Consider the following 25,668-nt stretch of genomic DNA (forward strand, 5'->3'; position numbering starts at 1 on the left):
AAATTGATGAAAAATGAAAAAGGCGTAAGTTTAATAACCGTATTATTAATAACGCTTATATTTATGACTATCGGACTTGCGATCATCTCTGCTTCGATTAATGGTACATTGCGGACGGAAATTAGAGAAACGGATATTGATGTCACTTACCAAGCGAACAATATTATGGAAGAAATAGTAGCGGACCTTAAGCTGGCGATGCAGAAAAAAGACCCGCTGAATCCTAATCAACCTTTACCTGCTAGCTACTATCTTCCATTATCAAAAACCGGCGGGACGGTTGATGCAAACTTTGACCCGACATTAACGAGACTGCTGAATGAAAAAATTATTCCTAAGTACAGCACTTATGTTGAGTCGCTACAAATTAAAGATATAAGCACTGAAAAACCTTATTATATCAATAAACAACTTCATTTTACCCGCGTGTTGGAAATCAAAGTAACCGTAAAAGACGCTCATCAAGCAACGATTAAGCGAACAATGAAGCGAAATGTAATTCTTTCTCCGACACCAAGCTTTTTGCAATATGCCGTTGGCTCTCAGCAGGAGCTTGAAATCAACGGTTCGCCAAACATTCTCGGAAATGTATTCGCTAACGATTTAAAAATCTCGCAAAATGCAAAGTTTTATACAACCAATAACGTTTTAATGGAAATTCCAACGCCGTTTCCATCGATATTCGGAGACGTTTATTCCGAAGGGAAAGATGTGCAAACATCGTTAAGCGAAAACAATTTTTATAAACAAAAGATGCCGTTGTTTAAAAACGATAGTCATTTCATTGATGTAAATTTCAATGAAACGTTTAATAAACAGGCAGATAAATTATTGTATAATATCACGGGAGAAAACATAAGATACAGCAACGGAAACTTTATTGCTAGTTTTGAAAACTATGCAAATAATCTAATCGCTAATAGCAGCGGAATTTCTATTTTCTTTCCTCGTGATGATGAAGAAACGAGCATTGAGCTATCCAGTTTAGCGAGTGACGAAGAAATAGTTTTGCAATCGAATAATAATGAAACCATCCTTTTAACTAACACAGACAATACAATGCGCACAAAACCGCTAAAAATAAGAGGAGATGTTAGTTTAAGCAACATCTCCAGACTGGAATTGCCTGATTTAATTGTCCAAGGCGATTTGACGATTACGAATTATGGAGATTTGCAAATTGGTAATCTATTTGTAACAGGAAATGTAACGATTTCCAATTTTATAAGAAACAATGCGAAAGGAATGCTGCAATATAATACAGTGGTCGGCGGAAATTTGGAAGTTGTCAGCGACACCGATTTCCAAATAAACGGAAACGTCTTTATTAACGGAAACACGAAACTTGTGACAAGAGATTCTTCTTTTACAATCCGCGGCTACGTGATGGGAAATGGAGATTTTTATGTGCTTGGAAACGATGATTTAAATAAAAATGAAGATGACAATTTTATCTTTGACTCTGTTGTTTATGTAATGGGACAATCGTTTATCTCAAGCGCCAACATTTTAGGTGCAGATAACAATGATAAACAGCTTGTCTTGTTATCAAATGGAAATTTGACGATAACGCGCATCAATGAATTCAGAAATTTTTCCACCATGAACGAACCTGCTAATTTTAACGGTGAAGTAACGGATACGGCAATCAAACCGTTACATGCGTTTTTCTACACGCATCAAAATGCGGAACTGTATGGTGTCGGTTCGTTATTTTATATCGATGGAGGTCTCTTCGCTAGAGAACATCTAGTTATTAATGCGATTAGAGGGGAAATTACCAATCATTCCGAACAAAGTTTAATGAATATGGCTAACGACTCAACACAACCAACATTGCAGACGAACAAACTTTCTCGCTTTAACGTGAAGTACGATAAAAAAGTATTGTTAAGACGCATCGACGATTTGCCGCTTGTCGATGAATTGCAAGTCATTCCAGACGCGATTGAATTACAATAAAGCCGCAAAGGATGTAGCCCCTTGCGGCTTTATTTATTACCATCTTCCTTTCGGTATTTCAGAATCTCCTCCGTTGTTTCCTCCGCCTGAACCGTTACCAGATTTCGTAACAATAATCACGATGGAATCTTTAATTTCTTGACCATTTTTTGTTTTTTCTTCTGCAATGGCGGTTACAGTCGAATAGCCGTAATTCCTTGCAGTCAAATACCACTGCCCGTTCTCGTTCGTTATTTCGACATATTGCGGTGCAGAAGACAATACAGACTCTAGCTGTTTGTTCGTTGCGTTGGAAGGATTAAACTCCAATAATGATGCAACAGGTATTTTTTCACCAAGCGTTATGCTTAAAGTTCGCTGTTTAAAGCGGATGCTCTCTAACGGTACCGTCGGGTCAACGACAGTGATATTCGCTCTTGCCGAAACACCGCTTTCATCTTGCGCTTCCACATAAATTGTAACATTTCCTAGTGACAGCGCAGTTACAATGCCATTTTCCACTGATGCAACAGATGGATTGCTTGATGACCATCGGACATTTTTATTCGTCGCATCAGAAGGTAAAACCGTTGCCTGAAGCGTCTGTACTTCGTTTACATTCATTTCACTTTTGTATGGTCCTAATTCGATTTTGGTGACGAGCTTGTTAAATGTTACGGCAACAGTTGCAATACCGTCTCCTTTCGTAAAACCTCCTTTTGATCTGACGGAAATAACAGAATATCCATCAAACGTAATCGGAATTTCGTATGGAGCGCTTAGCGGTTTCCAGCTTGCGTCTTGTTTCTCATTGTCGATTTTATACTCATACGATACCTCTTCTCCCGCTACTAAGCCTACTACACGCACTTTTACCGGTTCTGTTACAGTTGCTCCGTTTGTGACTTCCCGCCCGTCGTTCGTAAAAATTTTTAGCTGCGGCGTTAAATTTAACTCCACCACTTGACCATCTTTATACGTAACAACAATGATGAGATCACCGCTATTTGGCTTAAACATTAGCGATTGAATCGGCAACATAAGCAACCCGTAATCGTTCGGATGCTTCGTTGTCGCAAGCAAGTTCGTCGTCGCGGCAAGCGTCTGCCATTTCGAAACAAGTCCGCGGCTGTCTCCTTCATAATACATGTCCGGGAACTCTAACAACCTTACTTTCATGCTGATCGACTGTGAGGCAACCGGCAATGTGGAAGTGCGCGCACCGTATTTGCTGTCTGTAAACGAAACGGTCGCTTGCGGCAGCTGCACCCCTTCCAGCGCCCAATTTGCTTGCAGTTTTAAACTTGCTGTAAGCGTCGTGCTATTTAATTTCGTATAATCAATCGTTGTATTCGGAAAAGCAATTTCCGCATAAGTGACGCCGTTATTGCTATAAACCGTAACGTTTGCGGAAGGAACAACCGTCACCCCGTCCGGAAGCGGCTGAATAAGCTTAATGTTGCTTAAATTGCCCGTCACACCGTTGCCAACATATCCGACAGGCGTTAATGAGTATTGGGCAATAAATTGGTTCGAATCCCCGTTGCTATTTCCGTATTTGATCAAATCACTAATATTTCTGGAAACGCCTTGCAAAGTTACACTGCCTGTAAACGACGGCGGCACTTCATCTTTCACCACTACCGTCACCGTTTTCGTCACCGTCGGCTGCAACGCGCCGTATACGTCCCGATAAGACATTTCTGCACTTAACGTATACGTTCCTTTCGCTTTAAACAAAACAGGAATCGAAATATTGACAGGCGGCGGGGCCGGTTGTCCGACTTTATAGCTAATATTAAACGTGACGTATGCATTTTCTTTCGCCTCATCAAGCCAGACGTTCTCATTTTCAACCACTTGTACGTTTCCATTGAACGATTGCAACGGAATTTTTACCGTGCCGCTTAACACCGGATCTGTCGCCAACTTCGAAAATTGCTGGAAAATTTCCGTTAAATTTTGCGTCGTTCCTTGTTTAGCAAGTCCCCCCGTCATTGCCGATAACTGACTTAAATAATCCATATCAACATCATAATTGTCGCCAAAGCCAATCGAATAAAGCGTGATATTATTCATACCGAGATTTTTGGCGACGTTTAGTCCGTAATTTCGAATTTTTGTATTAACAGCGCTATATGAAAAAGTAAGACCGCTTCTTCCTACATACAAACCGTTAGCATAATCATAGCCGCTTCCGTATAAAACCCGTTCATATCCGTTGTTATCAATAAAACGCATCGCCGTTGTTATACCATCATTATAAAGCTCATAGCGGAGCGAAATATTGCCGGTAATGATTTTCCCTGTATACCGGTAATTTTTTACTTCTTTATATGTCATTTGCTCAACAACGTTCGCAAATGTCGGCACCCCGTCTGTTAAAAAGATAATATATTTTTTTCGCGTCGGATCGTTAAAAAGCGATTGCGCTGTTTGCAACGCCTGCGTATAGTTCGTTCCTCCACCAGCAACAAGGCTATTCGACGTTTGTAAAATTTTATCTAAATGCTGCGCAACGTCATATGTTCCGGTTGGAAACGGCACGACCTTATTGTATTGAACGTCGCTTGAAAAAGGAATAAGGGCAAAACGGTCGCTCGGATTCACATTCGCTTTAAAATAGCTGACTGCTGAACTAAGCGCTTGCTTGGCGCTTTGAAACTTCATCGGATTTGTCCCTAACTCATCCATCGACCCCGAAACGTCAAATACAAACACGACATCAATCGGCGGACGTACAACGCTGTCGATTCTTCCTTGAGGAATTAACGTAACATCGAGCCGTCCTTGCGCATCTCCGTTTGCTGGCTTGGCATACTCGCTTTGGGATGCGGATAAAGTAAAATCTAAATAAGCGTTCCTAGGTTGATATTCATAGGCGGTATCCGGAAACGAAAAGTAGTAATCTTCTTTGCCATTTCCTAACGTCCGATACGCATCAACGACGATTTGGTATGTTGAATTGCCGTTTCCTTGTGGCCATTTGTTTGTCATATCAAGCGAAAACGTATATTTTTTCTCGCCATTTTGCTCCGCCGGCACTTGTATGGCGTTTGTCCGGTAACTTACTTGCGAACTGCTTCCTTTTATATTAATTTTTACGATAAAAAAGCTGATCGTATTGCCGTTACCGCTACCTTGTCCTACCGTTGTAGCCCAACCTTCGATTTTGCTTGCCGTAACGTTCGTAATCGCTCCCTCTTCTTTTGAGCTACTCCCCCATACCAATTTTTCGTTTGTAAAGAAAAGGCCGAGCATAAAAATGAAGATCCCAAATAATCGAATGACCTTTTTCATTATTAGCTCCCCCCTTTCCAACACCCTATTTTCTTTATATTATATCAACAATCCGATCACAAAATATATTAATTTTTCAAAAATTTCCGCACATCTGAAATGAAGTAAAGCGAGCCAGTGATTAAGAAAAGGTCGCGATCGTTCGTGCTTTTTTTAGCGTCGGTCAGCCATTGTTTCCAGTCGGTGCAGCACGTTTTATTCTGATGTTTGCACAATTGTGCGAGTTGCTCGGCTGTTGCGGCGCGCGGAAAATCGAACGATGTAAACGTTATTGTCTTCGCGATACGAGAAAGCTGCGGAATCATTTTATCAAGCGGTTTATCCGCTAATGCCGCGACAAGCAAATGAACGTCGCGATCCGGATAATGTGTTTTTACCGTTTCCACGAGGCTTTGGACGCCCGCTTCGTTATGCGCCCCATCAATGATGATCAGCGGGTCATCGTTCATCTTTTCAAACCGTCCGAGCCACTGCGCTTTCGCTAGTCCGTTTCGTAACGCCTCTTCTTCGATGATAAACGAATAATACACTCTTAAATAATCTGCCGCCATCACCGCTAACGCCGCATTTTTTACTTGGTGCGCCCCGAACATCGAAATCGTTAAATTTGGGTAGTTCGCAAATATCGTACTGACAGAGAACCGTTCGCCATGTCCGAATGAAGCAACGTTGTTCACGACAAAATCGTTGCCTAGCACGTACACTTTTGCTTTTACTTCTTTCGCTTTTTCTTGAATGACAGAGAGCGCTTCATCTTGCTCGACGCCGGTAATGACCGGAATACCTGCTTTAATGATTCCTGCCTTTTCAAACGCGATCGCAGAAAGCGTTTCTCCTAATATATTCATATGATCGTAGCTAACGTTTGTAATCACCGATAAAAGCGGATAAATAACGTTCGTTGAGTCCAACCGTCCACCAAGCCCCGCTTCAATAATGACGATATCTTGCACATTCATTTTGCCAAAATAATAAAACATCATCGCCGTAATGACTTCAAACTCCGTCGGTCCACCGAGTTCCGATTGTTCTAATTCTTCGGCTAGCGGCTGAATGACGTTCACAAGCTGCACAATTTCTTCATCGGAAATCGGCACGCCATTCACGCTAATGCGTTCATTAAACTGTTCCACATATGGGGAAGTGAATGTCCCAACGGAATATCCCGCCTCCTGTAAAATATGGCGTAAAAAGCAAACGGTCGACCCTTTGCCGTTCGTCCCTGCGACGTGAACTGCTTTTAATCGACGCTCTGGACGCCCTAGCCGCTCAAGCATCCATTCCATTCGCTTCAAGCCTGGTTTTATCCCTAACTTTAACCGTCCGTGAATCCAGTTCACCGCTTCTGTATATGTATTCGCCATGAAAACTCCTTCCTCCCTTGTCAAAAATGAAGACGAACCGAAAACCGATTCGTCTTCATCATAAAGCTATTGTTTTAATTGTGCAAGACGAGCGCGCACGGTTTCACGTTTTTCCAAGTAGTCTTGTTCTTTTTTCCGCTCTTCTTCGATAACGTGCGCTGGGGCTTTCGCTAAAAAGCCTTCGTTGCTTAGTTTCTTTTGCACGCGCTCGACTTCTTGGTCAAGCTTTTGCAACTCTTTTTCGAGGCGTTTCACTTCTTCTTCAATGTTGATTAGTCCTTCAAGCGGCAAGCTCAGTTCAGCGCCTGTGACGACCGCGGTCATCGCTTTTTCGACCGCCGGAATCGTCGTATCGATGATTAGTTCGCTCGGGTTGCAGAAGCGCTCAATATACGCTCGGTTCGTTTCTAACGTCGCTTTGACGTGTTCGTCTTTCGCTTTAATATAAAGCGTAATCGGCTTGCTTAGCGGCGTATTTACTTCCGCACGAACGTTGCGCACCGCGCGAATAATATCGACCAACAACCGCATCGCTTCTGCCGCTTCCTCGTTTGAAAGCTCTGGGCGAACTTCCGGCCATTTCGCAACCGTAATCGATTCGCCCTCATGCGGCAAGTGCTGCCAAATTTCTTCCGTTACAAATGGCATAAATGGATGAAGAAGGCGCATCGTTTGGTCGAGTACGTACGCCAATACAGACCGCGTTGTCTTTTTCGCTTGCTCGTCATCTCCATATAACGGCAGTTTGGCCATCTCAATATACCAGTCGCATAAGTCGTCCCAAATAAAGTTATAAAGCGTGCGGCCTACTTCGCCAAATTCATATTTTTCCGCCAGCTTCGTGACCGTATCGATCGTTTCATTTAAACGCGTTAAAATCCAATGATCGGCAACTGATTTTTCCCCGGTGAGGTCAATTTGTTCATACGTGAGGCCGCCCATGTTCATTAACGCAAACCGCGACGCGTTCCAAATTTTATTGACGAAATTCCAAGTAGCCTCGACTTTTTCCGTGCTAAAGCGCAAATCTTGCCCCGGCGAGCTTCCTGTCGCTAAAAAGTAGCGGAGCGAATCCGCGCCGTACTGGTCGATGACATCCATCGGGTCAACGCCGTTGCCGAGCGATTTACTCATTTTCCGCCCTTGCGCATCACGCACTAAGCCGTGAATGAGTACATCTTTAAATGGACGTTTCCCCGTAAACTCGAGCGCTTGGAAAATCATGCGCGATACCCAGAAGAAAATGATATCATAGCCTGTCACAAGCACGTCTGTTGGGTAATAGCGTTTATAGTCCGCTGCTTCTTCATCTGGCCAGCCCATCGTTGAAAACGGCCAAAGCGCGGAGCTAAACCACGTATCTAAGACGTCTGGGTCTTGTTCCCAGTTTTCGATGTCTGCCGGCGGCTCGTGAGCGACGTACACTTCGCCTGTTTCTTTATGATACCACGCTGGAATGCGGTGCCCCCACCAAAGCTGCCGGGAAATGCACCAATCGCGAATATTTTCCATCCAGTGTAAATATGTTTTTTCAAAACGTTCTGGAACAAAATTCACTTTTCCTTCCGTCTTTTGCAGTTCAATCGCTGCTTCCGCTAACGGCTTCATTTTAACAAACCATTGCGTCGAAAGATATGGCTCAACGACCGCTCCGCTCCGTTCACTATGGCCGACCGAGTGCATATGTTCTTCAATTTTGAACAATACCCCTTGTTCTTGTAAATCTTTGACGATTTGTTTGCGGCATTCGAAGCGGTCAAGTCCCTTATACTGCATCGCATTGCCGTTCATTGTACCGTCTTCGTTCATGACGAGAATACGCGGCAAGTTGTGGCGGTTTCCGATTTCAAAGTCATTCGGGTCGTGCGCCGGTGTAATTTTTACTGCCCCTGAACCAAATTCCATATCGACATATTCATCGCCAATAATCGGGATTTCGCGGCCTGTAATCGGTAAAATAACCGTTTTTCCAATCAAATGTTTATAGCGCTCGTCTTCCGGATGCACCGCAACTGCAGTATCGCCAAGCATCGTTTCTGGGCGAGTCGTTGCCACTTCAATGTAGCCAGAACCATCGGCAAGCGGATAGCGCATATGGTAAAGCGCTCCTTGTACGTCTTTGTAAATGACTTCAATATCAGAAAGCGCTGTTTTGGTGACTGGATCCCAGTTAATAATATATTCACCGCGGTAAATGAACCCTTTTTTGTAAAGCGCAACGAACACTTCACGCACTGCTTTTGACAACCCTTCATCGAGCGTAAAGCGCTCGCGCGTATAATCGAGGCCAAGCCCTAATTTCGCCCATTGTGAGCGAATATGGCCGGCGTACTCTTCTTTCCATTTCCACGTTTCCTCCACGAACTTTTCGCGGCCTAAATCGTAGCGGGAAAGCCCTTGATGGCGCAATTTTTCTTCAACTTTCGCCTGCGTGGCAATGCCGGCATGGTCCATCCCTGGAAGCCATAAGACGTCATAGCCTTGCATCCGCTTCATACGTGTAATAATATCTTGTAACGTCGTATCCCACGCATGGCCTAAATGCAGTTTTCCTGTCACGTTTGGCGGCGGAATGACGATTGTAAACGGCTGCTTTCCTTCTTCACCCGTCGCTTCAAAAAATTTGCCATCAAGCCACCACTGATAGCGGTTCGTTTCGACTGCTTTATGGTCGTATTTTGTTGACATCGTCAGTTCTTTCGTTTCCACCTTTATCCCTCCTGTCAGTTTTACAAATAAAAAACTCCTTCCATCCAAAAAAAGGACGAAAGGAGACTCTCTCGCGGTACCACCTTTTTTCTTAAGCAGAGTATCCCCTACTTAAGCACTTCATCGCATAACGGCTTGCGGCCGGCTTCCTCTACTTAGCATCGCCGTTCAAAGAAGCAGCTCAAGGGCGACCTTCCAACGCGTACAATCCTAGGAAATCTCGCAGCTATTGATTTCCCTCTCTGAAGGTGTTATGCGTCGTACTCTTCCCCGTCTTTGCTTTTTACATTTTCATTATACATACTACCTCATTATACATACTACCGAAAAAACAAACGTACCGTCAATCATCTTTTCCAAGTTTTTAATGATTTATGCATGTTGTTTATTTTTGTGACAAAAAAGACACCGCTTCATACTGTATAATAAAGGAGGGACGATAAGTGAAACGATTTAATCCGTATTCATGGCCGCCGTGGCTTCGCCAACTTTGTGCCATTTGCGCGCAAGTAATCATTCCGATTACAATTTTCCAAGCGATTCGCACGATTTTATGGCCGACTACCTTTGATGTCATTTTATTGGCGATTTTAGTTTTGCTGGCCGTCGCTTTCCATCTTGATTGGATTTGACAGCTGTTCGTTTTGTACAAGGCGCATCACGATTTGTTCCGTTTGTTTGAGCGCCCAATATTCCCGCTGCAGCCGGGAAACCGCGGCATATTCCGTCCACTCTTTTTTCCGTTTCGCTGCATAGCTGGAAACAACACGATATAAATACGTCGGGGAGGCGGCATGGCTGAGGAAAAAGGCGAGCTCTTCCTCGCGAATGGCCAGCTGCCGTTTATATTCGTCAAAACCGTCGATCCATGTTTCGTCCACCGGTGGCGGCGTTCGTACATATTCATACAACGATGTCGCTACATCTACAAGCGGAAAAGTCCAACGCGCCCGCTCCCAACTTAAAAAATACCGTCCCCCACGTTCACTCTGTACGTAATGAGAAGAGCGCGCGTTCCCATGTACGAACGCAACGCGCCATTTTTTCGTTTCTTTCATTTTTTCGTACCATGTTTCCAACTGCGTTTCTGCAAACCAATATGCTTGCATCGTTTCGTGAAAATACGTGCAAAATTGCAGTTGAAACGGGGACATATACCATTCATGTTCGCATTGTTCCGCATAAGATTGTAAAAAGGAGCGTTCTTCTTCCCAAGCCGCTTTTTTTGTTTCATAATAGTTTTTAAGCTCTGTTTCGTCCACGTTGATTTCTTGCAACGTTTTCTGATGCAGCGTGGCAAGATCGCGGAAAAAAGATATCATCGCTTCTGTTGCCCGCTGCCCTGACGGCGGTGAAATCCACGGCATGACATAATAATAGTAACCGCCTTCGGCTACAAACAACGTGCCGCGCTTCGACCAGTAAATCGGAATCATTTGCGGTCGATAAAAAAAAACGGCTTGCTCAATGGCGTGAAGTTTCCTTGGATCGTCAATTTTTTTTAATGCAAACGTTCCTTCGACTGCCTGCACTTTTTTCACTTTGCCGTAGTCGTCGATTCGCATTACGTGCAAAGGATAATGCGAAAGGATGGCCATATCGCTCCGCTGCAACGAATCCACCTCCCTCTCCATAAAAAATCTCCCACTTTAACAATTGGATAAAGTGGGAGAACCCTTTTAGGCGCGTTGGTTAACGGGAATCGGAATATAGAGCAGTTGTCCCTCGGATAAATCCGTCTCGTGTTCGAGATGATTCGCCCGCAATAACTGCTGGATCGAAATGTCGTACCGTTTTGCAATCTTGTCCATTGAATCGCCTTGTTGGACGATGCAAATTTTTACTCGTGAAAAGTCTTCTCCTTGCTCTTTAAACAAGCTCGTTAAATAAAGCGCATTTTCTTTGCGCGGCTTCGCATTTTCTTCTACTATCTGATTCTCTTGTTCTTGCTTGGCTGTTCCGATCGATACTTTCGCTTCGTTTTGGTGCGCTACTTCTGGCTCTTTAGCGAGAAGCGGCTCACTATTTTCGTTTCGCTCGTCGGTAGCTACTGCTGACGCAACCAGCGCTTGCTCGTCATCTTCGCTTCGCTTCATCACTTCAGGCTCATTCGGAACGATGTCTATGTGCCCAACAAGCCCCTCTTCGCTTCGCTCTGCCGTTGCTTGCACATGTTCGCTCGCTTCGGCTAGCATTTCTTGTTCGTACCATTCTTTGCGAGCGACTGCTTCAAACGGCTCAAACCATGACGGCTCACGCTCCGTTTCTGCTTCCTCTTCTTCCAACATTCCGCTAATCGAAATATCGGCTACAAGGGAAAGCCGGCCATCGCTGCCTAAATCGTAATCAAACGATTCGACCGTGACATATACTTCATCTAAACTAAAAATTCGATTTTTCGGAATAGTAATATCGACAGGAAAGTGATGAAACAGCTCACTCACCCCATCTTCACGCGTCGTAATCCGTTGGACAAACCGGCGCGTGCTAAAATCGTAAAGATCGGCTTCCTCTCCATCGTCGTCCGCCATGCGATATTCCCCGCTTAATTCTAACGCCCCGCGAATTGTAATATAATGATCGTATTCATCAACAGAAATAACTGGATCTAAAGAAATCGAGAGAAACTCTGCTACTCCCTGTCCCCTTTTAAACCAAATCGACTCTTCTAATGAAAAACGCAAATATGATTGCTCCACACAGGCCTCCTCCTTCCGTCCTTTTCAGTCAAACTTTTCAATGGCATTATCAATGTATGACGAGCGGAAACAGAATATGAATAAAAAATGGCCATATGCACATTGCACATGGCCATCATTCATTATCCCTTTAGCTTCGCAAACGCTTTTTCTGCTGCTTCGATTGTTTTGTCAATGTCTTCATCGGTATGCTCGGTCGATAAAAACATCCCTTCAAATTGAGACGGCGGCAAGAAGATGCCTTGTTCCGCCATTTCGCGGTAATAAGAGGCGAACATCTCTAAATCCGATGTTTTCGCTTTTTCATAGTTGATGACATCTTCGTTCGTAAAGAAGAAGCCGATCATCGAGCCAGCGCGGGTAACGGTATGCGGAATGCCGTATTTTTCCGCCGCTTGGCGCAATCCTGCTTCGAGACGGTCTGCTTTTTTTCGGAACTGTTCGTACGTTTCCGGCGTTAGTTGGATAAGCGTTTCATAGCCAGCCGTCATTGCTAGCGGGTTGCCTGATAATGTACCTGCTTGATAAATGGGACCGCTTGGAGCAATCCGTTCCATAATGTCTGCTCTTCCACCGTATGCACCAACCGGAAGACCACCGCCAATGACTTTGCCAAGACATGTCAAGTCAGGCGTCACCCCGAAATAGCCTTGGGCGCAATGGTAATCGACGCGGAAGCCAGTCATTACTTCATCAAAAATCAACAGCGCCCCGTATTCGTTCGTAATGTCGCGAAGTCCTTGCAAAAATCCTGGAAGCGGCGGAACAACGCCCATATTGCCAGCGACCGGCTCGACAATGACCGCCGCAATGTCTTCGCCAAACCGCGTAAACGCATATTTGACGCTTTCTAAGTCGTTGTAAGGAACCGTAATCGTATGTTGCGCCACCGACTCTGGCACCCCAGGGCTATCCGGCAATCCAAGCGTCGCCACCCCTGAACCGGCTTTTATAAGCAACGAGTCACCGTGCCCATGATAACAGCCTTCAAATTTCACAATTTTGCTTCGTCCCGTATACCCACGCGCCAAGCGCAATGCACTCATCGTTGCTTCCGTCCCAGAGTTAACCATCCGCACGATTTCAAGCGACGGCACCCGTTCAATCACAAGCTTTGCTAACTCATTTTCAACGAGCGTCGGTGCCCCGAAGCTCGTCCCGTTTTCCGCGACTTTTTTTAGTGCCGCGACGACACGCTCATTCGCATGCCCTAAAATAAGCGGTCCCCACGACAGAACGTAATCAATGTATTCATTGCCGTCAATATCATAAATTTTCGACCCCTTGCCGCGCTCCATAAAAATCGGATCCATTTTCACCGATTTAAACGCGCGAACCGGGCTGTTCACCCCACCCGGCAACAACCGAACCGCTTCTTCATATGCTTGTTTCGAACGTTCGTATCGCATCAACATCCCCCTATTCTTTTAGCCAACGAGCGACGTCTTTGGCAAAATACGTTAAAATTAAATCCGCGCCTGCCCGTTTCATGCCTGTCAGCATTTCTAGCACGATCGTTTTTTCGCTCACCCAGCCGTTTTGTGCCGCTGCTTTCACCATCGCATATTCTCCGCTTACATTGTAAGCGACAATCGGAAGATGGAAATGGTTTTTCATATCGCGAATAATGTCTAAATAGGCAAGCGCCGGTTTTACCATAATAAAATCAGCGCCTTCGCGCACATCGGATTCCGCTTCGCGAAATGCCTCAAGCCGGTTTGCCGGATCCATTTGGTACGTTTTTCGGTCGCCAAACTGCGGCGCGCTATTGGCCGCATCGCGGAACGGTCCGTAAAAAGCAGAGGCATACTTCACGGCATAAGACATAATCGGCACATGCGTAAATCCCGCTTCATCTAATCCTCGGCGGATCGCCGCCACAAAACCGTCCATCATATTGGAAGGGGCGATAATATCCGCGCCTGCTTTCGCTTGGCTTACCGCTGTTTTTACAAGCAGTTCAAGCGATGGGTCGTTCAACACTTGCTCGTTTTCGACGACGCCGCAATGGCCGTGGCTCGTATATTCGCATAAACACGTATCCGCAATCACGACAAGCTCTGGATACGTTTGTTTTATTTGCCGGATCGCTTGTTGGACGATGCCGTGCTCACAATACGCTTGTGAACCGACTTCATCTTTTTCCGCTGGAATACCAAAAACGATCACCGACTTAATGCCGAGGTCAACCGCTTCTGCAACTTCTTCATTCAATCGGTCAAGCGAAAACTGGTAAATGCCCGGCATCGACGGAATTTCCTGCTTGACATTTTCTCCTTCGATCACAAAAATCGGATAAATCAAATCTTCGACGTGAAGATGGGTTTCGCGCACCATCGCGCGCAAATTTGCGCTTTGCCGCAAGCGGCGGTGGCGATGAAAAGATAATGTGCTCATCGTTTTCCCTCCCGTGACTGGCTTAAAAAAAATCGTTCCATCGCTTTTATCATATCATCAATCGTATATTGCTCGGGACAAATATGTACACGTAATCCGAATTGCTCCGCTGTTTGTTTCGTAATCGGACCGATGCAGGCAATGACGCAATGTGCTAACAACCGTCGCCATTCGATTCCGTCAAGCATGTTCATGAAACTTTCGACCGTTGAGGAACTTGTAAATGTCACTACATCGAGCGCCTGTTTTTTTAACAAATCAAGCAGTTGTTCTTTACCACTTTCATTCATTTTTGTTTCATACACGACTAGGTCGGTCACGTCTGCGCCTAACTGAACAAGTGCTTCTTTCAATGTCGGACGCGCCAAGTTGCCTTTCACTAGCAAAACGCGGTCATTCGGCTTCACAAGCGATTTCATCGCTTCCGCCAATCCTTCCGCGACAAATTCGTCGGGAACAACGGCTGGCCGAATACCTCTTTTCTCTAAAGCGAGCGCCGTTTTTTTACCGACGACAGCGATGGTTGGAAGCTTCGCCTGATCCCCTACAAATGGAAAGAAAAAACGAACTCCGTTCACACTTGTAAAAATAATCCAATCATAAAGAGACAACCTACAGATGCATTCATCGATCTTCTCTGTTTCGGTTACAGCTGAAACGGAAATAAGGGGAATTTCGATCGGATGAGCGCCCGCTTGTTTCAGCTTGTCCGAAAACTCTTTCGCCTGTTCTTTTCCCCTTGTAACAAGCACCGTTTTGCCGGACAACGGAAGCCGCTCCATTACGCACCAAGCTCCTTTTTAACCCGGTCGATCAACGCTTTTGCGCCGCGCTGTGCAAGACCGTCAGCTACCGTTTTTCCCACTTCTTCCGGGTGCATACCGACAGCGGTTTCTTTATAGCATTCTTTTCCGTCCGGTGAAGCAACGAGCCCAGTAAAAACGACTTCATCTTTGTCGTTGACATAAGCATAACCAGCGATTGGCACTTGACAGCCGCCTTCCATTCGCTGCAAAAAGGCACGTTCCGCCAACACCGCCCGCTCGGTTTCATTGTCATTTAATTTTTGCAGCCATTCGAGCAATTCCGCATCATCTTCGCGACATTCAATGGCTAACGCCCCTTGTCCAACGGCTGGAAGACAAAGTTCCGTCGGCAAATATTCCGTAATGGTTTCATCCGCCCAGCCCATTCGGCGCAACCCAGCCGCTGCTAAAATAATCGCGTCGTAATCTTCATTTTGCAATTTCGCTAGCCGTGTATCAATGTTACCGCGAATCCATTTAACCTCCAAATCTGGGCGTTTCGCTAACAGTTGCGCAGAACGGCGCAAACTGCTCGTTCCGATCACCGCCCCGCTCGCAAGCTCCACAAACGGAACGCGCGCTTTGCTAATAAGCACATCGCGGTGGTCTTCTCGTTTCGGCACGCAGCCGATTATAAGCCCTTCCGGCAGTACAGCCGGCATATCTTTCATACTATGGACGGCCATATCAATCTCTTGATTGAGCATCGCCTGCTCAATTTCTTTGACAAACAACCCTTTTCCGCCGACTTTCGATAGCGTCACATTTAAAATTTGATCGCCTTTCGTAACGATCTCTTTCATTTCAAATTCAAATGGCGCTCCAAGTTCTTTCAGCTTTGCAATCACCCAATTCGTTTGCGTCAAAGCAAGCTTGCTTCGCCGCGAACCGACGATAACTTTCCGCATCTTTTCTTCCTCCGTTATGAATACCAAAAATGAAACTTCGACAAACTGCCAAACAAGAAAAAGTTCACGAGCAAAAATAAAAAAGAGCCAATGTTCCACAACGCAATCGCTTTTCCTTGCATTCCTCGAACAACCCGTTTGTAAAAATACATGCTATAAACAGCTAAGACAGAAAAAGATCCTAGCACTTTTGCATCATACCAATGGAAATCTTCAATTTTAATATAGGCCCAAATGACGCCAAGAATAAGCCCTAATAATAACATAGGCAAGCCGATCAAATTTAAAACGTGAGACATCTTCTCTAATTTCGTTAAATCCGTCATCCGTAACAACCGTTTTCCCCATTTTTTTTGTTTTAACAAATGATATTGAATCATATATAAAACCGAAAAAACAAATGAAAGCGAAAACGCCCCATACGCCAGTATAGCCATTGTAATATGAATTATTAGCAGCTCGGAAATCATCTTTTCCGCTACGGCCTCAGATTGATCGTGAATCGGTGCAAACGTATGAAGCGCTAATATAAAAAATGCCAGCACATTCGTGAAAAACACAATAAAATCAACGCGCAACAACCGGTTAATCACAAGCGACAATGTAATGAGCACCCATGCGTAAAAATAAAGACCTTCCGACATCGTCAAAATCGGAAACCGCTTTGTTTCGACGATGCGAAACAAGAAAAAAGCCGTCTGAAAAACCCATACAATAGAAAGTAACCAGAAGGCAGTGCGATTCGCCTTCCGGTTATGATGCAAAAAATCTATAAAATATAGCGATACAGACAATGAGTACAAAATAACGGATAATTCGTACAACCGTGTGAGATTCATCTCTAACATTCGCAAAATTCCTCTCTTATGACTGTAGAGATGGGACAACCGAGCGCTCACCATCATCTTTTACCTGTTTTTGCGTCTGCAAAGCCTCTTCAATGTTAAAAATTTTCGCAAACAACCGGAGCGCTTCTTCCGCATTCGGCTCTGCTGCTAATTCTTTCGCCCGCAAAATCGGATCGCGCAACAGTTGATTAATAATGCTTTTCGTATGTTTGTTCAACACTTTGCGGTCGCGCTCCGATAAATGCGGCAGCTTCCGCTCGATGCTTTGCATCGTCTCTGCCTGAATCGCCAGCGCTTTTTCGCGAAGAGCGGCAATAACTGGAACGACACCGAGTGTATGAAGCCATTGCTGGAATTCGACAAGCTCCGCTTCAATCATGATTTCAATTTGTTCCGCTGCTTTTTTTCGTTCCGCCAAATTCGCTTGCACGATTCCTTCTAAATCGTCAATGTCGTATAAAAAGACGCTTTCAAGCTCCGATAACGCCGGATCTAAGTCGCGTGGAACGGCGATATCGACCATAAACAACGGGCGGCCTTTGCGCATTTTTTCGATATGCATCATCATATCTTTCGTAATGACATACTCTTTTGCCCCTGTTGAGCTAATTAAAATATCGGCTTCCACGAGGGCACATTGCAGCTCCGACAACGGCTTAGCGTTTCCGGAAAATTTCTCAGCCAAATGTTGCGCCTTCTCAAACGTCCGATTGATGACCGTCACTTTTTTCACACCGCTGCCGTAAAGGTTTTGCAGCGCCAGTTCCCCCATTTTCCCAGCACCAAGCACTAATACGTGCTTAGATGATAAATCACCAAAAATCTTTTTCGCTAGCTCGACCGCTGCATAGCTAACCGATACAGCGTTCGAGCCAATTTCCGTTTCTGCATGCGCGCGTTTCGCTAACGTCACTGCCTGCTTAAATAGCTGTTTAAATACGGTGCCGATTGTGTTTTCATGTTGCGCCAAAAGATAGCTTGAGCGCACTTGTCCTAAAATTTGCGTCTCACCTAAAATCATCGAATCAAGACCACAGGCAACGCGAAATAAATGTTCGATCGCCGCTTCATGTTCTAAAATCGTTAAATACGGTGTTAACTCTTCTTTCTCGAACTGAAACCAATTGGCTAAAAACGTTTTTATATAATAACGCCCAGTATGCACTTGGTCGACAACAGCATAAATTTCCGTACGGTTACACGTCGAAAGAATTACATTTTCTAAAATGCTTTTTTGTTGCTGTAACGCTTTCATCGCTTCGACCAGTTCAGATTCGCTAAATGTCAGCTTTTCGCGAATTTCGACAGGGGCGGTTTTATAGTTTACGCCAACGACAACAATATGCACTTTCCTATACCCCCTCAGCCAAAAGTACATAATAATCTCACTATATTATAGCATGTATATGTGCAATGCACCAAAAAAAAAATGTGAACACAATTTGAAACTGTATGATAAACTTTTATACAGAATCTCGAATGCTAATACATTTTCCACACATATCTACAAATCGAAGTTCATGGGGAAAATCAGGAGGAACATGATGAAAAAACACGGAATTTTTTCTGGCATTGTGCTCATTGGATTAGGCATTTATTTTTTAAGCGCCCAGCTTCCGCTTCCCTTTTTAAAGCTTTTTCAAGGATGGCCGACTTTGCTTGTCATTTTTGGAGCGGCTCTGCTCGGACAAGCCTATTCCGGACGTGAATATCAACATATTTTCCCAGGAGTGTTGTTGTTCGGATTTGGTCTTCATTTTCTGCTCATCCAATCATTGAAAAGCTGGCCAAATAAAACTGGTATGCTATTTTTAATCGTGGCGCTCGCCTTTTTGCTTAGTTCACGAAAAATGAAATCCGGATTTGTACAAAGTTTACTTTTTTTTGTTTTGGCCTTTGTCATGTTATTTTCTGATCGGTTCAATTATTTCTTTCACATCATTGAAACGAGCATTTCATTTGTTTGGAAATTTTGGCCGCTCGTTTTTATTATTTTTGGCATATACATATTATTTGTAAAAAAGAAATAATGCATCACGAGTGTTGATTATCCATTATTTTACTAAAAAACACAGAATCATATGACTGAACACAAGCTTTTCTGCCTCTTCCCTCGAACAAGAACGCCGGCGGGCAAATGTCATTTGCCCGCAAAGCGTTCATTGTTCGAGGAGGGCATGCGTACAGCATGCCCAGTCGGCAAGCGAGCCGCTTGCCGACTACGGCAGAAAAGCTAGGAATAGAGCGATGTCAACTGGTTTTTAATGGTTAATCAACACGCCTGATAATGCATACAAAAAAAACACCAGCCATTTCTTAATGGACTGGTGTTTTCTATCATTACATCATCCGTTGCAATGCACTCCATGCTTCATCTTTTCCTTGGCCCGTTTCCGCCGAAAAGAGAATAAGTTCATCTTCAGCCACCATGTTCAACGTTTCCCGAACGATTTTTTGATGTTTTTGCCATTTTCCTTTTGGAACTTTATCTGCTTTCGTAGCGATCACAATCGTTGGAATATCATAATGTTTTAAAAAATTGTACATCATGCAATCATCTTTCGTTGGCGGATGACGCAAATCGACAATTAGCACAACCGCTCTCAGCTGCCCTCTTGTCGTAAAATACGTTTCCATCATTTTTCCCCACGCTTGCCGCTCTTGTTTCGATACTTTGGCGAACCCATAGCCTGGAACATCAACAAAATAAAACGATTCGTTAATGAGATAAAAATTTAATGTTTGCGTTTTTCCTGGTTTGGATGATGTACGTGCTAAACTTTTCCGATTCACCATTTTATTAATGAACGATGATTTGCCGACGTTGGAGCGTCCGGCGAGCGCAAACTCCGGCAGCTCGCCAGCAGGATATTGTTCTGGTTTTACGGCACTTATCGTAATTTCTGCTGCAGTAATTTTCATTCTTTTTCCCCTACCAATGCATGTTGTAACACTTCATCTAAATGCGAAACAAGAACGAATTGCAAATCTTTTTTCACCACTTCTGGAATGTCTTCTAAATCTTTTTCATTTTCTTTCGGTAAAATGATTTTTTTCAACCCCGCTCGATGAGCGCTTAACGTTTTCTCTTTTAACCCACCGATCGGCAGCACGCGGCCGCGCAGCGTAATTTCTCCCGTCATGCCAACAAATCGGCTCACCGGCCGTCCAGTTAAAGCGGAAACTAAGGCTGTAGCGATCGTAATGCCTGCCGAAGGACCATCTTTCGGGATCGCTCCTTCTGGAACGTGAATATGGATATCGTATTTTTCATGAAAATCCGGATCAATTCCAAGTTCTTCCGCACGAGAACGAACATAGCTGAATGCCGCTTGCGCCGATTCTTTCATCACCTCTCCTAATTTTCCTGTGAGCACCAATTTCCCTTTTCCAAGCGACAACGACACTTCGATCGATAACGTATCACCGCCAAACGGCGTATAAGCGAGCCCTGTCGCCACTCCGACTTGGTCTTGAAGTTCGGCTTGTCCATGGCGATATTTCCGCTTCCCTAAAAATTCTTCCAAATTTTTCTCCGTCACAATGACGCGCTTTTTCTCTTCCGATACAATAAGGCGAGCGGCTTTTCGGCAAATCGCGGCAAGCTGCCGTTCTAGTTCGCGCACGCCTGCTTCCCGCGTATAATAGCGAATGACATGTAAAACCGCCTCGTCGCGCATTTGCAAGCTTGCCTTTTTCAAGCCGTGTTCTTTCATCTGTTTCGGAAGTAAGTGCTGTTTCGCAATATGAAGTTTTTCTACTTCTGTGTAACCAGAAATTGCAATCACTTCCATACGATCCAAAAGCGGCTGCGGAATCGTTGCTAGGTTGTTGGCAGTTGCGATAAACATTACCTTCGATAAATCATATGGTTCTTCGATATAATGGTCGCTAAATGCATGATTTTGTTCCGGATCTAACACTTCAAGAAGCGCCGCCGACGGATCGCCGCGAAAATCGCTCGACATTTTGTCTATTTCATCCAACAAAAAGACCGGATTGATCGTGCCTGCTTTTTTCATCCCTTGAATAATTCGCCCCGGCATCGCTCCTACGTACGTGCGGCGATGCCCGCGTATTTCTGATTCATCGCGCACTCCACCTAATGACACGCGCACAAAATGACGGTTAAGGGATTTTGCGATCGAACGGGCGAGCGATGTTTTTCCGACTCCCGGAGGTCCGACTAAACAAAGAATCGGTCCTTTTAACGATTTTGTTAACTGTTGCACCGCTAAATATTCAAGCACACGCTCTTTTACCTTTTCTAGTCCATAATGTTCTTCGTGTAAAATCGTTTCCGCCCGTTTAATATCATGAATATCTTCTGTTTGCTTCGTCCACGGCAACGCAAGAAGCCAATCGATGTAGTTTCGAATGACTGCGCTTTCGGCCGAAGTGGCCGGCACTTTCTCATACCGTTCAAGCTCTTTTAACGCGGTTTCTTTGACGTGATCCGGCATTCCAGCTGCTTCAATTTTTTCTTTGAGCGTTTCGATTTCCCCTGTTTTTCCTTCTTTTTCGCCCAATTCTTTTTGGATCGCCTTCATTTGTTCGCGCAAATAATATTCTTTTTGTGTTCTCTCCATCGATTGCTTCACGCGCATGCTAATTTTTTTCTCGAGCTGCAGCACTTCTTTTTCATTATGAAGAATTTGAATAATTTTATGAACACGCTCTTTTATATCTACCGTTTCTAATATTTCTTGTTTCCCTTCTAGTTTCAGCGGCAGATGGGAAGCAATAATATCAGCCATTCGGCCCGGCTCGTCAATATCGGCGATCGAGGCAAAAATATCCGTCGATAATTTTTTTGATAAATTTATGTATTGCTCAAAATATTCCAGCATCGTCCGTTTCAACGCTTCATCTTCTAAATCTTTGGTCGCCCGGTCCATGAATGTTTCCGCTTTTACGATAAAGCACGGCTCTTCGCTCACGGTCGCGATAATTCGGGCACGGCCAATCCCTTCCACTAATACGCGAAATGTCCCGTTCGGTAGCTTTAACAGTTGCTTCACACGCGCCAATGTTCCCATTTCATATAAATCAGCTACGTTCGGTTCGTCAATCGAAACATCTTTTTGTGATGTGAGCAAAACCGTATAGTCCTCCACCATCGCCTTTTCCAACGCTTGAATAGACTTTTCACGGCCGACATCAAGATGCAATACCATCGTTGGGAACACGAGCAATCCCCGCAATGGGAGGAGGGGGACGATGATTTCTTTCTTTCTCGCCATAGCGAACACCTCCATACTTCGTTTCCTATTCGTTTATTGTATAGCACAGTTATATGTTTGTAAAATTTTATATAAGTTCACCTTTATCACAAATGTTCGGAAACAAGCCGCCGAACTGTTTTCAGCAGGCAATGTAAGAGTGACATCTTTAAAAAGCGAAACGTCAAATTGCCTTTACTGTGCACCCCGATTCCATCATCGTTGTTGCCTCAACGCCCTTCAGAAAGTTTTTTATACAAAGAAAAGCCGACTTCGACACAATGATCTATTGAGCCGAAGTCGTGATCGGTCACTACACAAGCTTTGTTTCAGATTGATCCGCCGCAGCGGGGATGGCGTCATGTTTTTCTTGTTCAAAAACAATCGCTAATACTTCTTCAAGATGACGAACAGGTATAATCTCTATTCCGTCGATATCTCGTAACATTGACTGCATATTTTCAAACGGAATCATGACTTTTTTTGCTCCTGCCTGTTTCGCTGCTTTCACTTTCGGAAAAATCCCTCCGACCGGCTTAACATAGCCGTGAATGCTGATTTCTCCGGTCATCGCAATCGTTCGATCAATCGGAAGACGATAAATAGCTGAATAAATTCCTACTGCCATCGCAATTCCTGCTGATGGCCCGTCAATCGGAAGCCCACCTGGAAAATTTACATGAATATCGTATTTGTCAGCAGGTATCCCCATCGCCCGCAATGCGGTAATGACGTTTTCAATCGATCCTCTGGCCATGCTTTTTCGGCGAATCGATTTTTCTCTGCTGCCGATGCTTTCTTCTTCCACAATTCCCGTAATGTTGACGCTTCCTTTTTCTTTTGCCGGCAAAGCCGTGACCTCCATTTCTAACAGCGCTCCTATGTTCGGCCCGTAAACGGCTAGTCCGTTGACAAATCCAACCATCGATGTATCGCTAATTTTCTTTTCGTATCTTGGCGATAGTTGGCTCGAATGAATCACCCATTCAATATCTTGATCAAGAATAGTGTCACGTTTTTCCGAAATCGCAATGCCGGCTGCGATTTGCAGCAAATTGACTGCTTCCCGGCCGTTTCGAGCGTAGGAAGCAAGAGTGCGAATACCATTTTCCGAAACGTTCAAACGAATTTTTTCTACCGCTTTTCGAGCGATGAGCGCGATCTCCTCTTGATCAAGTTCACGGAAAAACACTTCCAAACAGCGGGAGCGAATCGCTGGAGGAATTTCGTTAGGTGTTCTTGTTGTGGCACCGACAAGCCGAAAATCGGCAGGAAGACCGTTTTGAAAAATATCGTGAATATGTGTCGGGATTTGCGGATTTCCCTCACTATAATAGGCGCTTTCGAAAAATACTTTCCGATCTTCAAGCACTTTTAATAGCTTATTCATTTGAATCGGATGAAGTTCCCCGATTTCATCAATAAACAGAATGCCGCCGTGCGCATGCGTCACCGCTCCTTGTTTCGGCTGAGGAATGCCCGCTTGTCCCATCGCTCCTGCTCCTTGATAAATCGGATCGTGAACAGAGCCGATTAACGGATCGGCGATTCCGCGCTCATCAAACCGAGCCGTCGTCGCATCAAGTTCCACAAAGACCGCGCTCTTTTTAAAAGGGGAAAGCGGATTTTTTTTCGCTTCTTCTAACACAAGCCGGGCAGCAGCTGTCTTTCCTACCCCCGGAGGACCGTAAATGATCACATGTTGCGGGTTCGGACCACATAAAGCCGCTTTTAACGCCTTAATCCCATCTTCTTGTCCGACGATGTCCACAAAATGTTTCGGTCTTACTTTTTCAGCAAGCGGTTCCGTTAAAGAAATGGATCGCAATTTTTGCAGATGTTCCATTTCTTTCCTTGATTCTTTATCGATCGATACCTTTTGTGTTCGTTGGCTTTTGAGCAAGTTCCAAAAATAGAGGCCGATAATCACCCCAAAAAACAGTTGTACAAATAAAGCAACGTTCGTCCAATTCATCAATTTAAATCCTCCTGCTTCAGTAGTATTACGTATAGTATCTCCGCCTAGAAGCAGGAATAAACAAAAAAGAAGCCGCCTTTCTTGTAAAGACAGCCTCTTGTATACGCGGTAGACAGTCGCCTCCGTTTTTCGTGTTAAGCCGAGGTTTTTCTTTCTTGTTCAACGATGGTACCATCGTGGCGGATCAGCTTAGGTGGTTGATTGCCGCGCACCGTTTCCGCTGTGATAATGCACTTTTGCACATCTTCACGCGAAGGAAGTTCAAACATGACATCCAGCATAATTCCTTCAATGATGGAACGAAGGCCGCGCGCACCCGTTTTGCGTTCAATTGCTTTTTTTGCAATTTCTCGCAACGCTTCTTCTTCAAATTCCAATTCGACATCATCAAGCTCGAGCATTTTTTGATACTGCTTGACGATGGCGTTTTTCGGCTTTGTTAAAATATCCACTAATGCTTGCTCATCGAGCGGTTCCAATGTTGTAATGACCGGTAGACGTCCGACAAATTCTGGAATTAATCCAAATTTTAACAAATCTTCCGGCAACACTTTTGATAGCAAGTTCTTTTCATTCACATCGCTTTGTTGTGTCTCCGCACCAAATCCGATGACTTTTTTCCCTAGACGGCGTTTAATAATCGGCTCGATTCCATCAAATGCACCGCCACAAATGAACAAAATGTTCGTTGTATCAATTTGAATAAATTCTTGGTGCGGATGTTTCCGACCACCTTGTGGCGGAACGCTCGCGATCGTTCCTTCCAAAATTTTGAGCAATGCTTGCTGCACGCCTTCCCCGGATACGTCGCGCGTAATCGATGGGTTTTCTGATTTGCGCGCGATTTTATCAATTTCATCAATGTAAATAATGCCTTTTTCTGCTTTCTCGACATCATAATCTGCCGCTTGGATCAATTTTAACAGAATATTTTCGACGTCCTCACCAACGTACCCTGCTTCTGTTAAAGATGTCGCATCAGCGATGGCAAATGGGACATTTAAAATGCGCGCCAACGTTTGGGCAAGCAACGTTTTCCCGCTTCCTGTCGGCCCGATCATTAAAATATTGCTTTTCGACAGTTCCACATCGTCAATTTTGCTGTTGGAATTAATACGCTTGTAATGGTTATAAACGGCTACAGCGAGCGATTTTTTCGCTTCATCCTGTCCGATTACATACTCATCCAGAATTTCCCGGATTTCTTTTGGTTTCGGAACGTCTTTAAATTCAAACTCCTCTTCGTTCCCTAACTCTTCCTCCACAATTTCGGTACATAGTTCAATACATTCGTCGCATATGTATACGCCGGGGCCCGCCACTAACTTGCGGACTTGATCCTGCGTCTTGCCACAGAAAGAACATTTTAATTGCCCTTTCTCATCATTAAATTTAAACATCATTTCACCCCTTGTTTCAAAATTCCCTCATCATATGTACTTACTTACTTTTCCACAAACATTTCATGATCAAACTTATGTATTCGTCATTTTATC

18 protein-coding genes and 1 other annotated feature are annotated in these 25,668 nt (G+C 44.4%); of the genes, 3 read left to right on the forward strand and 15 right to left on the reverse strand.

All coding sequences use genetic code 11. The annotated features are described in order from the left end of the window. Positions 1-6 precede the first annotated feature (6 nt). Positions 7-1,962 (forward strand): type IV pilus modification PilV family protein, encoded by a 1,956-nt coding sequence (locus tag HNQ34_RS08185; protein ID WP_183253431.1) that lies wholly within the window; start codon positions 7-9, stop codon positions 1,960-1,962. Positions 1,963-1,998: 36 nt separating this feature from the next. Here the strand turns inward: HNQ34_RS08185 and HNQ34_RS08190 are convergent, their stop codons facing one another. The 3 genes from HNQ34_RS08190 to HNQ34_RS08200 form a co-directional block, all read right to left on the reverse strand. Next, positions 1,999-5,241: a VWA domain-containing protein gene (locus HNQ34_RS08190; RefSeq protein WP_183253433.1), complete on the reverse strand. Its 3,243-nt coding sequence runs from the start codon at positions 5,239-5,241 to the stop codon at positions 1,999-2,001. A 68-nt stretch (positions 5,242-5,309) separates the two neighbouring features. Then, positions 5,310-6,605, reverse strand: a complete 1,296-nt coding sequence (locus HNQ34_RS08195) for a bifunctional folylpolyglutamate synthase/dihydrofolate synthase (RefSeq protein ID WP_183253435.1) — start codon at positions 6,603-6,605, stop codon at positions 5,310-5,312. Positions 6,606-6,671: 66 nt separating this feature from the next. Beyond that, positions 6,672-9,293 carry a valine--tRNA ligase gene (locus HNQ34_RS08200; RefSeq protein WP_183253590.1) on the reverse strand — a complete coding sequence of 874 codons (2,622 nt, stop codon included), beginning with the start codon at positions 9,291-9,293 and terminating at the stop codon, positions 6,672-6,674. A gap of 69 nt (positions 9,294-9,362) precedes the next feature. Further along, positions 9,363-9,600: a binding site (T-box leader), on the reverse strand. 157 nt (positions 9,601-9,757) lie between these two features. Between HNQ34_RS08200 and HNQ34_RS08205 the strand changes: the two genes are divergently transcribed. Further along, a complete protein-coding gene (locus HNQ34_RS08205) occupies positions 9,758-9,946 on the forward strand; it encodes a hypothetical protein (RefSeq protein ID WP_183253437.1) in 189 nt (62 codons plus the stop codon). Here HNQ34_RS08205 and ysxE read toward each other — a convergent pair. The 8 genes from ysxE to hemA form a co-directional block, all read right to left on the reverse strand. After that, positions 9,905-10,948, reverse strand: coding sequence for a spore coat protein YsxE (gene ysxE / locus HNQ34_RS08210; protein WP_246363963.1), 1,044 nt, complete (start codon positions 10,946-10,948; stop codon positions 9,905-9,907). The two genes, HNQ34_RS08205 and ysxE, sit on opposite strands and share 42 nt — an antisense overlap. Positions 10,949-10,993: 45 nt before the next feature. Further along, positions 10,994-12,013: a stage VI sporulation protein D gene (gene spoVID, locus HNQ34_RS08215; protein ID WP_183253439.1), complete on the reverse strand. Its 1,020-nt coding sequence runs from the start codon at positions 12,011-12,013 to the stop codon at positions 10,994-10,996. Positions 12,014-12,135: 122 nt separating this feature from the next. Further along, on the reverse strand, positions 12,136-13,425 hold the full coding sequence (gene hemL / locus HNQ34_RS08220) for a glutamate-1-semialdehyde 2,1-aminomutase (protein ID WP_281375956.1): 1,290 nt from the start codon (positions 13,423-13,425) through the stop codon (positions 12,136-12,138). Positions 13,426-13,432: 7 nt separating this feature from the next. Next, a complete protein-coding gene (gene hemB / locus HNQ34_RS08225) occupies positions 13,433-14,410 on the reverse strand; it encodes a porphobilinogen synthase (RefSeq protein WP_183253443.1) in 978 nt (325 codons plus the stop codon). Further along, a complete protein-coding gene (locus HNQ34_RS08230; protein ID WP_183253446.1) occupies positions 14,407-15,192 on the reverse strand; it encodes a uroporphyrinogen-III synthase in 786 nt (261 codons plus the stop codon). Before HNQ34_RS08230 ends, hemB begins: the two co-directional genes overlap by 4 nt. After that, the gene (hemC, locus tag HNQ34_RS08235) at positions 15,192-16,124 is read right to left on the reverse strand and encodes a hydroxymethylbilane synthase (RefSeq protein ID WP_183253448.1); all 933 of its coding nucleotides are present in this window, start codon (positions 16,122-16,124) and stop codon (positions 15,192-15,194) included. Before hemC ends, HNQ34_RS08230 begins: the two co-directional genes overlap by 1 nt. A gap of 14 nt (positions 16,125-16,138) precedes the next feature. After that, a complete protein-coding gene (locus tag HNQ34_RS08240) occupies positions 16,139-16,972 on the reverse strand; it encodes a cytochrome C assembly family protein (protein WP_183253450.1) in 834 nt (277 codons plus the stop codon). A gap of 16 nt (positions 16,973-16,988) precedes the next feature. After that, positions 16,989-18,320 carry a glutamyl-tRNA reductase gene (hemA, locus tag HNQ34_RS08245; RefSeq protein ID WP_183253453.1) on the reverse strand — a complete coding sequence of 444 codons (1,332 nt, stop codon included), beginning with the start codon at positions 18,318-18,320 and terminating at the stop codon, positions 16,989-16,991. 196 nt (positions 18,321-18,516) lie between these two features. On the opposite strand from hemA, the gene HNQ34_RS08250 reads away from it, so the two are divergent. Beyond that, the gene (locus HNQ34_RS08250) at positions 18,517-19,002 is read left to right on the forward strand and encodes a LiaI-LiaF-like domain-containing protein (protein WP_183253455.1); all 486 of its coding nucleotides are present in this window, start codon (positions 18,517-18,519) and stop codon (positions 19,000-19,002) included. 310 nt (positions 19,003-19,312) lie between these two features. On the opposite strand, the gene yihA is transcribed toward HNQ34_RS08250, so the two are convergent. From yihA to clpX, 4 genes are all read right to left on the reverse strand, one after another. After that, positions 19,313-19,894 carry a ribosome biogenesis GTP-binding protein YihA/YsxC gene (gene yihA, locus HNQ34_RS08255; protein WP_183253457.1) on the reverse strand — a complete coding sequence of 194 codons (582 nt, stop codon included), beginning with the start codon at positions 19,892-19,894 and terminating at the stop codon, positions 19,313-19,315. Then, entirely contained in the window at positions 19,891-22,215 is a 2,325-nt protein-coding gene (gene lon, locus HNQ34_RS08260) for an endopeptidase La (protein ID WP_183253459.1), read from the reverse strand. The genes yihA and lon overlap by 4 nt, the downstream gene beginning before the upstream one ends. Positions 22,216-22,507: 292 nt before the next feature. Further along, entirely contained in the window at positions 22,508-24,169 is a 1,662-nt protein-coding gene (gene lonB, locus HNQ34_RS08265; RefSeq protein ID WP_183253461.1) for an ATP-dependent protease LonB, read from the reverse strand. A 137-nt stretch (positions 24,170-24,306) separates the two neighbouring features. Then, a complete protein-coding gene (gene clpX, locus HNQ34_RS08270; RefSeq protein ID WP_183253463.1) occupies positions 24,307-25,572 on the reverse strand; it encodes an ATP-dependent protease ATP-binding subunit ClpX in 1,266 nt (421 codons plus the stop codon). Between the last annotated feature and the right edge of the window lie 96 nt (positions 25,573-25,668).

Source organism: Anoxybacteroides tepidamans (assembly GCF_014201465.1).
Lineage (GTDB): Bacteria > Bacillota > Bacilli > Bacillales > Anoxybacillaceae > Anoxybacteroides > Anoxybacteroides tepidamans.